We start from the raw sequence: 13484 nt of genomic DNA, 5'->3' as shown, positions 1-13484 counted from the left end.
GTCAGGCCTGGGTGATCGACTGGAAGATGCCGTTGTAGACCTGCTCCTCGGCGGTGGTAAGGCTGCGGTAGGCGCGGAGCTTGGCGTAGTCGGCGTCGGTCGGGAAGATCAGCGGGCTGTCGACCATCGCCTGCAGGCCTTCCTTGTCCTCGCCCTCGGCGGTGCCGAGCTTCTGGGTGAGGATGTCCTTGACCGCCGGGACGGGCGAGATGTACTGGATGTACTCCTCCAGCTGCGCGGCGGCGGCCGGCTGGTAGAGGTAGTCCATCAGCATCAGCGCGTCGACGGGGTTGGCCGCGCCCTTGGGGATGAGCATGTTGTCGGTCCAGATCGTGCCGCCCTCTTCCGGCACGACGAAGCCGACCGGCTCACCGGCGAGCTGACGCTGGAAGACGTCGCCCGACCAGCCCATGGTCAGCCAGACGTCGCCCTTGGAGACGGCGTCGATGTAGTTCTGCTCGTAGTACTTGCGCACGATGCCGTCTTCGCGCTGCTTCTTCAGCAGCTCGCCGGCCTTGCGCCAGTCGGCCTCGGTCGACTTCTCCGGGTCGACGCCGATGGCGAACATGCCGAAGTTGCCGATCTCCTGGGCGTCGCTGTGCATGCCGACGCGACCTTTGTACTTGGCGTCGAACAGCGCCTGGATGCTCGTGGGAGCTTCCTTGACGTGGTCGGTGTTGTAGGCGATGCCGGTGATGCCCGAGGTGTAGGGCACGGTGTACTGGTTGCCCGGGTCGTAGGCGCGCTGCTTGTACTTCTCGCCGGCGTTGGCGGCGAAGTTGGGCAGCTGCGCGTGGTCGAGCGCTACGGCGTAGCCGAGCTCGATCATGTGCTGCAGCTGGACGCCGTTGGTCATGACGACGATGTCGTAGCCGAGCGACTGGCCGGCGGCCAGGACGGGACGCGACTTGCCGAAGAACTCGGCGTTCTCCTGGATGACTTCCTTGTACTCGTAGGAGATGCCGCTGGCCTGGCTGAAGGCCTTGAGCGGCGCCTGGTCCTCGGGCATGTACTCAGGCCAGTTGGCGAAGACGACCTTGCCGTTCTTCTTCTGCTTGGCCCAGAAGTCCTTGACCGCGTCCGGTTTGGGAGCGGCCTGCTTCTGGCCCTGCACGCCGCAGGCGGCGAGGGCGAGAGCGGCAGCCGACAAACCGCCGAGCTTCAGGACATTTCGCCGCGTACGGGGCGTGGTCATCCCACGGAGGAGCAGAGGGTCCATCAACTTCCAATCACGTACGAGTGCTGCGGCTGCCACGACAACCAGACGGAGTCGCCCCGCTCCGCTGTCAAAGTGGCATCCAGAGCGTTCTGCTGGAACACGGTGACCTCGGCCCCGTCAGCGAGACGCACCGTGTAACTGTTATATGTGCCCAGGTAGACCACTTCATCCACCTTTCCGGGCACGGCCGAAACTTCACCATCCGGCCGGTCCGGGCAGATGGTGATCTTCTCGGGTCGCACGGTGACGGTGACGTCCCCGTCCTGGCCGGGTACCAGCACCCTGCCCTCGCCGAGCTTCAACACGCCCGCAACTGCCGTACCCGACAAGAGATTGGATGTGCCGATAAATCCGGCCACGAACGGACTGGCGGGCCGCTCGTAGATCGTGCGCGGGTCGGCGAGCTGCTCCACCAGGCCGTCGTTCATCACCGCGATGCGGTCGCTCATGGTGAGCGCCTCGCTCTGGTCGTGGGTGACGTAGACGAAGGTGATGCCCACCTCGCGCTGGATGCGCTTGAGTTCGAGCTGCATCGCCTGGCGCAGCTTCAGGTCGAGCGCGCCGAGCGGCTCGTCGAGCAGAAGGGCCCGCGGGTGGTTGACCAGGGCCCTGGCCAGGGCCACGCGCTGCTGCTGCCCGCCGGACATCTCGCGCGGGCGGCGCTTCTCGCGGCCCTTGAGGTCGACGATCTCCAGGATCTCGCTCACCCGGCGCTGGATCTCGGCGGAGGGCACCTTCTTCTGCTTCAGCCCGAAGGCGACGTTGTCCCAGACGTTCATGTGCGGGAACAGCGCGTAGGACTGGAAGACCATGTTCACGTCGCGCTTGTTCGGCGGAACGTTGGTGACGTCCTCGCCGTGCAGGCGCACCGATCCGCGCGTGGGCTCCTCGAAGCCCGCGATCATGCGCATCGTCGTGGTCTTGCCACACCCGGAGGGGCCGAGGAGGGAGAAGAACTCCCCCTCGGCGATATCCAGCGTGACGCCCTTCACAGCCTGGACGACCTCGCCGTGTGACGTGTATTCCTTGACGACGCCGTCAAGCTGGATCGCGTGCAAACCTAGTCTCCGATGTAGTGCATGACGTGCTTGACCCGGGTGTAGTCGTGCAGGCCGAACACCGACAGGTCCTTGCCGTAACCAGAGTGCTTGAAGCCGCCGTGCGGCATCTCGCTCACGAAGGGTATGTGAGTGTTGACCCAGACCACGCCGAAGTCGAGGCGGTTCGACATGCGCATGGCCCGACCGTGGTCGGAGGTCCACACCGAGCCGCTCAGGCCGTACTGCACGCCGTTGGCCTTGGCCAGCGCGTCGGCCTCGTCGGAGAAGGTCTGCACGGTGATGACCGGGCCGAAGACCTCGTTCTGCACCATCTCGTCGTCCTGCTTGAGGCCGTCGACGATCGTGGGAGCGAAGAAGTAGCCCTTGTCGCCGACGCGGTGGCCGCCGGTGAGGACCTTGGCGTGACCGGGCAGGCGCTCGAAGAAACCGCTGACCCTGGCCAGCTGGTTCTCGTTGTTCAGCGGGCCGTACAGGGCGTCCTCGTCGGACAGGTCGCCGGTGACGGTGCCCGACGCGGCCTCGCTCAGCGCGGCCACGAACTCGTCGTGGATGCTCTCGTGCACCAGCACGCGGCAGGCGGCGGTGCAGTCCTGGCCGGCGTTGTAGAGCCCGGCCGTGGCGATCTTGCCCGCGACGTCGGCGATGTCCTTGACGTCCTCGAAGACCACGACGGGCGCCTTGCCGCCGAGCTCCAGATGCACGCGCTTGAGGTCGTCGGCGGCGCTCTTGGCGACCGCCATGCCCGCGCCGACGCTGCCCGTGATGGCCACCATCGAGGCGGTCGGGTGGCCGACCACCAGCGCGCCGGTCTCGCGGTCGCCGGTGACGACGTTGAAGACGCCGGCCGGCAGGACCTCACCGATGATCTCGGCGAGCTTCACGGTGGAGGCCGGGGTGGTGTCGGACGGCTTGAGCACGACCGTGTTGCCCGCGGCGATCGCCGGAGCGATCTTCCACACCGCCATCATCATCGGGTAGTTCCACGGGGTGACCTGGCCGATCACGCCGACCGGCTCGTGCCGGATGACGCTGGTGTGCTCGGCGAGGAACTCTCCCGCGGTCGGGCCCTCCAGCGTGCGGGCCGCACCCGCGAAGAAGCGGAAGTGGTCGGCGGCGACCGGCGTCTCGTCCTCGGCCATGCGGGCGCGCGGCTTGCCGGTGTTGCGGCACTCGGCGTCGTTGATCTCATCCGCGCGCGCCTCGATGGCGTCGGCCACCTTCAGCAGGAGGTTGGCGCGCTCGCCGGGAGTGGTCGCCCCCCAGGTCTCGAAGGCGGCGGCCGCGGCGGCGTAGGCCGCGTCGACGTCCTCCTGGCCGGAGACGGGTGCCTGGAGATAGGCCTCACCGGTGCACGGATCGATGACATCGGAGTAGCGGCCGCTCTTGGCATCCACGAACTTCCCGTTGATGAAGTTCTGCAGACGATTCAAGATGTGACCTCCTGGTGAGGTGGGCTGGGTTGCCGCGACTCTGACAGAGCAACCTGGCCTCGACAAGGGATTCCGTTGCGACGATACCAAAATGCTACGAATTCGCTTGACAGAGGCCGGAGAACTGACAACATGTCGCACCAACGACGCTTGCGGAAGGTGATCCATGACGACACCGCCAAAGGCACGCCGGGGGAACGACGCTGTGGCGGGACCCGTCGTGCTCGACGACCTCTCCAAGCAGATCATCGAACAGCTGCAATCCGACGGCCGCATGCCGTACGCCGCCATCGGCAAGGCGGTCGGGCTCTCTGAGGCCGCGGTACGGCAGCGCGTCCAGCGACTGCAGGACACGGGCGTCATGCAGATCGTGGCGGTCACCGATCCGCTCACGCTCGGCTTCCCGCGGCAGGCGATGATCGGCATCAACTGCGAGGGCGACCTGGAGGCGGTCGCCGACGAGCTCGCGGCCATCACCGAGATCGACTACGTCGTGCTGACGGCCGGGTCCTTCGACGTCATCGTCGAGGTGGTGTGCGAGGGCGACCCGCACCTGCTGGAGATCCTCAGCAAGATCCGGGCCATCCCGGCCGTACGGGCCACGGAGTCGTTTGTCTACCTGAAGCTGCGCAAGCAGACCTACTCCTGGGGCGCCCGCTGAACCCCTGAGGGGGCCCAATTTTCCTTAAGAGCCGCATAAGAGCCTTGCGTGCCGGTGGTGGGGTGATTAATTCTTAGGAAGGTTTCCTTTTAATTCCTGTTCACCCCCCAGGAGTTGAGGTGCGCAAAACACTTCTGGCCGCAGCCGCTGCGGTCACGGGAGCGGTCGTCCTGCTTCCCGCTAGTGCCGCCCACGCACACGGCACGATGTCCAATCCGCCCAGCAGGGTCTACGTCTGCAAGAACGAAGGCCCCGAGACCCCCAAGTCCGACGCCTGCAAGGCCGCCGTGGCGGCCGGAGGAACGCAGGCCTACTACGACTGGAACGAGGTGTCGCTGCTGGAGGCCGGCGGGCGGCATCGCCAGTTGATCCCCGATGGCAAGTTGTGCAGCGCGGGACGCGACAAGTATCGCGGCCTCGATCTGCAGCGTTCGGACTGGCCGGCCACGAATGTGCGCTCCGGCGCCTTCACGCTGACCTACCACGCGTCGGCGCCGCATTCCAACAGCAACTTCGAGTTCTACATCACCCGCGAGGGCTGGAACCCGACGATGCCGTTGAAGTGGTCGGACCTGGTGCACATCCAGACCTTCAACAACCAGAACCCGTCGACCTTCACCAACTGGACGATCAACCTGCCCCAGCGCAGCGGCAGGCACATCCTGTACTCCATCTGGCAGCGCGTGGTGGGCAGCAACGAGGCCTTCTACACCTGCTCCGACGTGAACTTCGGCGGCGGCACGAACCCGTCGCCGTCGCCCACGCCGACCGTGACGGTCTCGCCGACCTCCAGCCCGACACCCACCCCGACGGTCACCCAGCCGGGCGGGACCTGGGCGGCGGGCACGGCCTACCGGGCCGGTGACCGTGTCACCTACAACGGCTCCACCTACGAGTGCCTGCAGCCGCACACCGCGCTGACCGGCTGGGAGCCGCCGAACGTCCCGGCGCTGTGGCGCAAGGTCTGATGAAAGCTGTCGTGTTCCTCCTGGCCGTCCTGCTCCTCTCGGGGTGCGGGGCGGCCGGGCAGGCCGCCGCCGATCCCGTCAACGCCGACGACGTCATGTTCCTGCAGATGATGATCCCCCATCACAAGCAGGGCGTGGAGATCGTCAGGCTGGGGCGGGACCAGGCCAGGAGTGCCGAGCTCAAGACCCTGGCCGCGGCGATCGAGAGCACTCAGACGGAAGAGATCACCCGGATGACCCGGTGGCTGCACGGGTGGCAGCAGCCGCTCACGGCCCCGTCGGACGCCCATGCCGGGCACGAGGTCCCCGAGACCGACCTGCAGAAGATCACCTCCTTGCGCAGGTCGAAGAACTTCGACCGCGACCTGCTCAACCTGCTCATCGCCCACCAGGACGACGCCGCCCAGCTGGCGGTCAAGGAAGGCTTCGCCGGCGCCAACCCCGAGGTGAAGGACTGGGCCAAGCAGGTGGAGCTTTCGCGCAAGGACCAGATCACGCTCATGCTCGATCTGCTCAAGCGCACGCCCTAGGCTCGCGGAGCCTCCGGGGCGATGCGCTGGAACGTGTGCTCGCGTGCAGCTCGGCGTAACGCCCGCCCGCCGCCACCAGCTCGGCGTGCGTGCCGTGCTCGACCAGCCGGCCGCGGTCCAGCACGAAGATCACGTCGGCTGCGGCGACGGTCGAGAGCCGGTGCGCGATCGCGATCGTCGTGCGCCCCGCCATCAGCGGACGCAGCGCCGCCTGCACCAGGCGCTCGTTCTCCGGGTCCAGCGCCGAGGTGGCCTCGTCGAGCAGGAGGATCCGCGGGCTCCTGAGGACGGCCCTGGCGATCGCCAGCCGCTGCCGTTCCCCGCCGGACAGCAGGAAGCCCCGCTCCCCCACGACGGTGTCGTATCCCTCGGGCAGCGCCATGATCCGATCGTGGATCATCGCCGCGCGGCAGGCGTCCTGGATCTCCGCCTCCGTGGCCTGCGGCTTGCCGAAGCGCAGATTCTCGGCGATGGAGGCGTGGAAGAGGTGCGTCTCCTGGGTGACGACGCCGAACAGGCCCGACACCGAGGCGGCGGTCAGGTCGCGCAGGTCCATGCCGTCGATCAGCACCGCGCCCCGGTCCGGGTCGTACAGGCGCAGCAGCAGGTGGGCGAGGGTGGTCTTGCCCGACCCGCTCCCGCCGACGATCGCCGCGAACTGGCCGGGCCGGATCGTCAGGCTCACCTGCTCCAGGGCCGGCGCCTCGCCGTAGCCGAAGCTGACCCCGGACAGTTGCACGCAGCCCTTCACCTCATCGGGGCGTACGGCGAGCGCGCCCGGGCGGTCGACGATGTCGGGGACCAGGTCCAGGTATTCGTGGATGCGCTCGAACAGCGCCGTGGCCGATCGCAGCTGGACCGAGATCTGGAGCAGCCGCCCGACGGGCATGAAGAACTTCGACTGCAGGGCGACGAAGGCGGTCAGCTCGCCGTACGTCATCGGCTCGCCGATCCCGACCGCGAGATAGATCGCCGCGGGGATGAGCGCGAAGGTGCCCTGCATGGCGTTGAGCATGGCGTGGGCGGCGAGGGCGGCCTTGAGCTGCAGCCGGGACAGGCGGCGGCTCTCGCGGCCGAAGCGGCGCAGGCCGTGGTCGGAACGGCCGAACACCTTGGCCAGCAGGACGCCGGAGACCGACAGGGTCTCCTCCACGATCACCGACATGTCGGCCTTGGTGGTCATCAGCGCGGTCGCCAGCTTGCGCTGGTAGTCGGCGGCGCGGGCGGTCAGCCAGCAGACCAGCGGCAGCAGCACCAGCGAGACGAGGGTCAGCCGCCAGGAGAGCCACCCCATGGTCACCAGCATCGTCACCGAGGTCACGGCCGCGGCGATCATCGAGGGGAAGGTCGAGCCGACGACGTCCTGCACGCTGCCGACGTCGTTGGCCAGCCTCGACTGGATCTCGCCCGACCTCGTGCGCGTGAAGAAGCTCATCGACATGCGCTGGAGGTTGGAGTAGACGCCGACCCGCAGCGCCTCCATCACCCGGTGGCCCATGCGGTGGGTCTCGTAGGCCTCGACGACGCCCAGCAGCGACGTCAGCAGCAGCACGCCCGCCATGAGGCCGAGCACGGTGACCAGCACCGCAACGTCGGGACCGCCCGGCCGCATCAGCCCGTCGTCGAGCATCACCTGCAGCAGGAGCGGGACCCCGACGCCCAGCGCGGACGAACCCACGATCAGGAGGCTGATCAGCACGATCCGTGCGCGGTGGGGCCTGAACAACCGCAGGAGCCGCTTCACCAGCGGGCCGTCGCCTCGCCGTACAGGAAGGTGCTGAACGACTCGAGCAGCGGCATGCCGGTCATGCCTTCGACGAACAGCCACTGGCCCTGCGGGTTGATCTCCAGCCAGACGTACTCCCCGGCGTCGGTGAGCTTCAGGTCGAAGATCCCCATCTTGAGGTCGAGCCGGCGCAACACCTCGTGCAGGTTCTTGGCCACTTCGTCCGGCAGGGGGTACTCCCTGGCCGGGAAGTTCAGGTCGAATCGCCAGTCCAGCTCGTCCACCTCGAACAGCGCGGCGTGGACGCGGTCGCCGAAGACCTGGACCCGCAGATGCCGTGAACCGGGGATGAGCTCCTGGTAGATGGCGGGCGCCAGGGACAGCGACGCCTCGTCGGCGAGCAGTTCCTTGCTGACCACCGTGGTGGCGGCGGTCCTGGCCGACGAGCCGCCGACGACCTTGACGATCGCCGCGCCGCCCATCGCCTCGCAGAAGGCCCTGATCCGCTCGGGCGACTGGCTGATCAGCGTCTGCGGCAGCCGCCAGCCCACGTCGTGGGCGATACGAAGCTGCAGGACCTTGCTCTGGGCCAGGTGGACCGCCTGCGGGTGGTCCACCACGTTGCCTCGGTAGCCCGCCATCACCATGCCGATGGCGGCGGTGGCGCTGTCGGAGAAGATCACATCGCGGTAGTCGGGATCGGTGACCTCGGGCAGCGCCGTGGTCCTGCCGTTGCCCACCCGGCGGAACCAGATCAGGTCCATCTCCGCCATCTCGACGGCCTCGCCGTCGCGGCCCGGCAGCACTCCCACCCCCTCGGGAGTCCAGCTCAGGCCGGGGCTGCGATAGAAGTGGTCGGTCTCGACGATGTGGGCTCCCACGCCGAAGCGCTCGCGCAGGCGGTGCTGCACGGCGAAGGCGTGGAGGTCACGCTCATGCGTGATGATCGCGATCCTTGGGACACGCATGAGCGCGCTCCTTTCCCGTCAGCTCATCACGTGTTGCGCGGCCAGCTGTAGCAGTCGTCCGCGCCGACGTCGCCGCAGAAGCAGTAGGCGATGTCGGGGTTCTGCTCGTCGCGGGCGGTGATCAGGTAGCCGGGCATGACGTCGCCCTGCAGCCGCCGCTGCCAGTCGCTCAGCTGGGGAGCCACGGCCACCTGCGCCGGAGTCTGACCGAAGAGCCCTGCCGGAGTCGCGTTGCCGAACAAGGAGAACCTCCATTCGATTGGGCGGTTGGTCTTCAACCGCCTGGTGAGGTTTTCCGAGTCGTCTTGGATCTCGGTTGCAGGTTCCTGCAAGGGCAGCTAGACCACCCGGGCGACCGCCCGCACCGGAGCACCGTCCGCCGAGTCGATCTTGATCGGCAGCAGCGACAGCTCGATCGGCCGCCCCGCCCGCTGAGCGGCGATCACCGGCTCCAGGTTGGTGAGGTTCTCCCCGATCACCACGTGCGCCCCGCAGAGCTCCCGGTGGGCGGGGAAAGCCTGGGCGGGCGTGGGGTCGACGCTCAGCGCGTCGATTGCCACCGCCCGCGTGCGGCGCGCCACGAGCAGGGCGGCGGCGCCCCAGCTCAGGTACGGGTGCTCCAGGTAACGTTCGGTCCCCCAGTACGCCGACCAGCCGGTGGCGACCAGCACCAGCACGTCGGGAGGCACCTCGGAGAAGGCCGAGGCCGGGATGGCCGAGCGCGGCGGCATGCCGCGCACGTCCACCACCACGGCCGGGCCCATGAAGCGCGACAGCGGCAGCTCGTCGAGGTCGGGCAGCGAGTCGTCGATGTGGAACGGGGCGTCGACGTGCGTGCCGGACTGCGAGCCCAGGTGGAGGGCGAGCACGTTGACCCCGTCGGCCGCCACGGTGAGCGCCGGGGTGACCAGCACCTCGGGATCGCCCGGGTAGACGGGCATGCCGCTGGTGATGGGCACGGACAGGTCGATCAGCATCACACCTCTACTGTGACAGGCACGATGGGCGGTACGGGGGTGTCGGCGCTCCTGACCCACCGGGGTCCCTGCGGGCCGAACACCTCGCGGGGCTCGGGGAAGAGCGTCAGCAGCGCCAGGTAGAGCAACGCGGCCAGGGCCAGGCCGAGCGGCAGCGAGATGTCGACGCCTCCGGCGAGTTCGCCGAACGGCCCGACGAACTGGCCGGGCAGGTTGACGAAGAGCAGCGCGACCAGGGCCGCGGTGATCCAGGCGGTCAGGCCGCGCCAGTTCCAGCCGTGCGCGAACCAGTAGCGCCCGCCGCGCTGGCGGCGGTTGAACACCTGCAGCGCCTCCGGGTCGTACCAGCCGCGCCGGGTGACGTAGCCGAGCGTCATGATGATCATCCAGGGGGCGGTGCAGGTGATGATCAGCGTGGCGAAGGTGGAGATGCTCGCGGTCAGGTTGGCGGCGAAGCGGCCGACGAAGATGAAGACGATCGACAGGATGCCGATGAACAGCGTCGCCTGCACCCGGGAGAAGCGCGGGAAGACGCTGGAGAAGTCCAGGCCGGTGCCGTACAGCGAGGTCGTGCCCGTGGACATGCCGCCGATCAGGGCGATGAGGCAGACCGGGACGAAGAACCAGGCCGGGGAGACGGCCAGCAGGCCGCCGACGTAGTTGGCGCCGTAGTCGGGGGCCTTGACGGCGGCGATCGACGCGGTGGCCAGGCCGAAGGTGAAGGGGATGATCGTGGCGATCTGCGACAGGAACGCCGCCGCCATGACCTTGCGGCGGGGCGTCGAGGCGGGGATGTAGCGCGACCAGTCGCCGAGGAAGGCGCCGAAGGAGACCGGGTTGGACAGCACGATCAGCGCCGCTCCGATGAAGGAGGGCCAGAACAGCTCGGGCGTCACGGATCCCGCGTAGGAGGGGTCGAAGTCTCCGGCGAACGCGAAGGCGCCCAGCACGAACAGCAGGGAGGCGGCGGCGACGGCGATCTTGTTGACGAAGAGCATGAACCGGAAGCCGTACACGCACACGATCAGCACGAGCCCGGCGAACACCGCGTAGGCCAGGCCGTACATCAGGTCGTTCTCCGGCAGGCCGATCAGCCGGTGCGCGCCGCCGACCAGGGCGTCGCCCGACGACCAGACGGAGATGGAGAAGAAGGCGATCGCGGTCAGCAGCGACAGGAACGAGCCGACGACCCGGCCGTGCACGCCCAGGTGGGCGCTGGAGGAGACGGCGTTGTTGGTGCCGTTGAGCGGGCCGAACAACGACATCGGCGCCAGGATCAGCGCGCCGACGACCAGGCCGAGCACGGTGGCGGCCAGGCCCTGCCAGAACGACAGTCCGAACAGGATGGGGAAGGCGCCGAGCACGCAGGTGGCGAAGGTGTTGGCGCCGCCGAACGCCACCCTGAACAGGTCGAACGGGGTGGCGGTCCGGTCGGCGTCGGGGATGCGCTCGACGCCGTAGGTCTCGACTTCGGTGATGGGGGTGCTCACTTGTTCTCCCGGAGGGCTAGGAGGCTGACCAGGTCGTAGGCCACGTGCGAGGCGGCGATGGAGGTGATCTCGGCGTGGTCGTAGGCGGGGGCGACCTCCACCACGTCCGCGCCGACGAGGTCGCACCCGGCCAGGCCGCGCAGGATCTCCAGCAGTTCCCGGCTGGTCATGCCGCCCGCCTCCGGGGTGCCGGTGCCGGGCGCGTGGGCGGGGTCGAGCACGTCGATGTCGACCGAGACGTACAGGGGGCGGCCGCCGATACGCTGGCGCAGCGCGTCGGTCACCTCGTCGACGCCACGGCGCATGACGTCGGCGGAGGTGACGATGCCGAAGCCGAGGCGGCGGTCCTCCTCCAGGTCGCGCTTGCCGTACAGGGGGCCGCGGATGCCGACGTGGCTGAGCGCCTCGGTGTCGAGGAGGCCCTCCTCGACCGCCCGGCGGAACGGGGTGCCGTGGGTGTAGGCGGCGCCGAAGTAGGTGTCCCAGGTGTCGAGGTGGGCGTCGAAGTGCAGCAGTGCGACGGGTCCGTGCTTGCGGGCGGCGGCGCGCAGCAGCGGCAGCGCGATCGTGTGGTCGCCGCCGATGGTGACCAGGCGGGAGTCGATGGACGACGCGGCCGCGTCGATGGTCTCGACCGCCTCCTCGATGTCGAACGGGTTGCACGCGATGTCGCCGCCGTCGGCGACCTGGACCCGCTCGAACGGCGAGACGTCGAGGCCCGGGTGGTAGGGCCGCAGCAGCCGGGAGGCCTCGCGGACCGCCGACGGGCCGAACCTGGCACCCGGCCGGTAGGAGACGCCGCTGTCGAAGGGCACGCCGATCACGGTCACGTCGGCCCGCCCGACCTCGTCCAGGCGTGGCAGCCGGGCGAAGGTGGCCGGTCCGGCGAACCGGGGGATCTTGCTGGAGTCGACGGGTCCTCGTGTCATGACGCAGAGTGTGCAAGCCGCGCCGCCGGGGGACAATTGTGCTCGCCATGAAAGTGGTTCCTATGCTTTGTGGGTGGCCACAAAAGTCTCGGTGGAGGATCTTGTCCGCTCCCCCGCTCTCCAGCTGCGGGTTCTCGCCGGGGAGTCCGGATTGTCGCGCCCGGTGTCGTGGGCGCACGTCAGCGAGCTCGACGACCCGACGCCGTGGTTGCTGGGCGCCGAGGTGATCATGACGACCGGGATCGCGATCCCCCGTACGGCGGCGGCCCAGCGCGCCTATCTGGAGCGCCTCGACGACGCCGGGGTTTCGGCCCTGGCCCTGTCGGCCCAGCTGCATGTGCCCCCGCTGCACGCGGCCTTCTTCGAGGTGGCGGGCGAGCGCGGCATGCCGGTGCTGGAGGTGCCGCTGGCGGTGCCGTTCATCGCCATCGCCCAGGAGGTGGCGGCGGCCGTGCAGGAGGACGCCAGGCAGCGGCTCGGCGCGCAGTTGCAGGTGTTCGGCGCGCTGCGCTGGCTGGCCGCCGAGGATCTCGACACGGCCTCGCTCTTCCGGCGGCTGGAGCGGCTGTCCGGCTACGACGTCTTCGCGTGCACGCCCGCGGGCCGACCGCTGCTGCCCGGCGTGCCGGTCCCCGATCCGGCGGTGATCCCGGCCGAGCCGGACGCCCCGCCGACCATCCCCGGCGGCTTCGTGCTGCCGGTGCCCGCGCCGGGCGGTCCCGCCGGGTTCATCGTGGCGCTGGCCCGCGACGGCGCCCAGCCCGCCGGACTCGCGGTCGCCCAGCACATCGCGACCGTGGCGGCCCTGCAGGTGGCCATGGCGCGCCACGATCGTGAGACGCTGCGACGCGAGAGCGCCGAAACCCTGGCCGAGCTGCTGCAGGACGTGCTCGACCCGGCGACCGCGCGCCGCCGCCTGGCCCGCCTGGGCCTGGAGGCGGACGTGGTGCTGCTGGTCGTGCGGGGTGTCCCCGACGACCAGCTGCGCCGCGCCCTCGACGACCTGCCCCATCTGCTGCTGCGCCGGGGCGACGACCATCACGTGCTCGGCCCCGAGTCGCTCTGCGAGGCGGTCGCCTCGGTGCCCGGCGTGTCGGCCGGGGCCTCACGGCCCTTCCCGGCGGGCGAGTCGACCCGCGTGGCCCAGCGGGAGGCCGGATGGGCGGCCTCCCGGGCGGCGGAGTCGGGCCGGCCGCTGGTGCGCTACGGAGAGGACACGACCGGACGCTGGCTGCCCGACGACCCGTGGACCCTGACCGCCCTGGTCGAGCACGTGCTGGGCGAGGTGCTCGCCTACGACTCCGCGCACGGCTCGCAGCTGGTGACCTCCGTGCGCACCTGGATGGAGCGCGACAGGCGCACCGAGGAGGCCGCGTCAGCGCTGCACGTGCATCCCAACACCCTGGCCTACCGGCTGCGGCGGTTCTCGGCGCTGACCGGGCGTGACCTGTCGTCGACCGAGGCCTTCGCCGAGGTGTGGCTGGCGATCAGGGCCGCGCGCCAGCTCGGCATGCAGGACTAGGTT

General features: G+C 69.2%; 13 protein-coding genes. 4 read left to right on the top strand and 9 right to left on the bottom strand.

The window, feature by feature from the left end; translation table 11 throughout:
• Position 1 precedes the first annotated feature (1 nt).
• From ACIBH1_RS19910 to ACIBH1_RS19900, 3 genes are read right to left on the bottom strand one after another with little or no spacing between them, the layout of a single operon-like run.
• Positions 2-1195 carry a spermidine/putrescine ABC transporter substrate-binding protein gene (locus ACIBH1_RS19910; protein WP_397315261.1) on the bottom strand — a complete coding sequence of 398 codons (1194 nt, stop codon included), beginning with the start codon at positions 1193-1195 and terminating at the stop codon, positions 2-4.
• Positions 1196-1218: 23 nt separating this feature from the next.
• Positions 1219-2277 (bottom strand): ABC transporter ATP-binding protein, encoded by a 1059-nt coding sequence (locus ACIBH1_RS19905; protein ID WP_397315260.1) that lies wholly within the window; start codon positions 2275-2277, stop codon positions 1219-1221.
• A gap of 2 nt (positions 2278-2279) precedes the next feature.
• Positions 2280-3713 (bottom strand): gamma-aminobutyraldehyde dehydrogenase, encoded by a 1434-nt coding sequence (locus ACIBH1_RS19900; RefSeq protein ID WP_397315339.1) that lies wholly within the window; start codon positions 3711-3713, stop codon positions 2280-2282.
• Between the two features lie 163 nt (positions 3714-3876).
• Between ACIBH1_RS19900 and ACIBH1_RS19895 the strand changes: the two genes are divergently transcribed.
• From ACIBH1_RS19895 to ACIBH1_RS19885, 3 genes are all read left to right on the top strand, one after another.
• Positions 3877-4371: an Lrp/AsnC family transcriptional regulator gene (locus tag ACIBH1_RS19895; RefSeq protein WP_181612033.1), complete on the top strand. Its 495-nt coding sequence runs from the start codon at positions 3877-3879 to the stop codon at positions 4369-4371.
• 119 nt (positions 4372-4490) lie between these two features.
• Complete coding sequence (locus ACIBH1_RS19890; RefSeq protein WP_397315259.1) at positions 4491-5339, top strand: lytic polysaccharide monooxygenase; 849 nt, start codon at positions 4491-4493, stop codon at positions 5337-5339.
• Entirely contained in the window at positions 5339-5869 is a 531-nt protein-coding gene (locus ACIBH1_RS19885; protein ID WP_397315258.1) for a DUF305 domain-containing protein, read from the top strand. Before ACIBH1_RS19890 ends, ACIBH1_RS19885 begins: the two co-directional genes overlap by 1 nt.
• On the opposite strand, the gene ACIBH1_RS19880 is transcribed toward ACIBH1_RS19885, so the two are convergent.
• The 6 genes from ACIBH1_RS19880 to speB form a co-directional block, all read right to left on the bottom strand.
• Positions 5853-7613 carry an ABC transporter ATP-binding protein gene (locus ACIBH1_RS19880; RefSeq protein WP_397315257.1) on the bottom strand — a complete coding sequence of 587 codons (1761 nt, stop codon included), beginning with the start codon at positions 7611-7613 and terminating at the stop codon, positions 5853-5855. The two genes, ACIBH1_RS19885 and ACIBH1_RS19880, sit on opposite strands and share 17 nt — an antisense overlap.
• Positions 7610-8563 carry a RimK family alpha-L-glutamate ligase gene (locus tag ACIBH1_RS19875; RefSeq protein WP_397315256.1) on the bottom strand — a complete coding sequence of 318 codons (954 nt, stop codon included), beginning with the start codon at positions 8561-8563 and terminating at the stop codon, positions 7610-7612. The genes ACIBH1_RS19880 and ACIBH1_RS19875 overlap by 4 nt, the downstream gene beginning before the upstream one ends.
• Positions 8564-8589: 26 nt before the next feature.
• Complete coding sequence (locus ACIBH1_RS19870; RefSeq protein WP_397315255.1) at positions 8590-8805, bottom strand: hypothetical protein; 216 nt, start codon at positions 8803-8805, stop codon at positions 8590-8592.
• Between the two features lie 96 nt (positions 8806-8901).
• Positions 8902-9540, bottom strand: coding sequence for a cyclase family protein (locus ACIBH1_RS19865; protein ID WP_397315338.1), 639 nt, complete (start codon positions 9538-9540; stop codon positions 8902-8904).
• Positions 9540-11030: a purine-cytosine permease family protein gene (locus ACIBH1_RS19860; protein ID WP_397315254.1), complete on the bottom strand. Its 1491-nt coding sequence runs from the start codon at positions 11028-11030 to the stop codon at positions 9540-9542. The genes ACIBH1_RS19865 and ACIBH1_RS19860 overlap by 1 nt, the downstream gene beginning before the upstream one ends.
• On the bottom strand, positions 11027-11959 hold the full coding sequence (gene speB / locus ACIBH1_RS19855; RefSeq protein ID WP_397315253.1) for an agmatinase: 933 nt from the start codon (positions 11957-11959) through the stop codon (positions 11027-11029). The genes ACIBH1_RS19860 and speB overlap by 4 nt, the downstream gene beginning before the upstream one ends.
• A gap of 73 nt (positions 11960-12032) precedes the next feature.
• Here speB and ACIBH1_RS19850 point away from each other — a divergent pair, with 73 nt between their 5' ends.
• Positions 12033-13481, top strand: coding sequence for a PucR family transcriptional regulator (locus ACIBH1_RS19850; RefSeq protein WP_397315252.1), 1449 nt, complete (start codon positions 12033-12035; stop codon positions 13479-13481).
• Positions 13482-13484: the final 3 nt, after the last annotated feature.

It is taken from the genome of Nonomuraea sp. NPDC050663, from assembly GCF_044456985.1.
Classification (GTDB): Bacteria; Actinomycetota; Actinomycetes; order Streptosporangiales; family Streptosporangiaceae; genus Nonomuraea.
The sequence above is the reverse complement of the archived record's forward strand: the minus strand, read 5'-3'. Positions and strand labels throughout refer to the sequence as shown.

Excerpts from the sequence above, each read along its gene's own strand:
- ACIBH1_RS19875 (WP_397315256.1), bottom strand. The coding sequence starts at position 8,563 with ATGCGTGTCCCAAGGATCGCGATCATCACGCATGAGCGTGACCTCCAC.
- ACIBH1_RS19885 (WP_397315258.1), top strand. The coding sequence starts at position 5,339 with ATGAAAGCTGTCGTGTTCCTCCTGGCCGTCCTGCTCCTCTCGGGGTGC.
- speB (WP_397315253.1), bottom strand. The coding sequence starts at position 11,959 with ATGACACGAGGACCCGTCGACTCCAGCAAGATCCCCCGGTTCGCCGGA.
- ACIBH1_RS19895 (WP_181612033.1), top strand. The coding sequence starts at position 3,877 with ATGACGACACCGCCAAAGGCACGCCGGGGGAACGACGCTGTGGCGGGA.
- ACIBH1_RS19910 (WP_397315261.1), bottom strand. The coding sequence starts at position 1,195 with ATGACCACGCCCCGTACGCGGCGAAATGTCCTGAAGCTCGGCGGTTTG.
- ACIBH1_RS19865 (WP_397315338.1), bottom strand. The coding sequence starts at position 9,540 with ATGCTGATCGACCTGTCCGTGCCCATCACCAGCGGCATGCCCGTCTAC.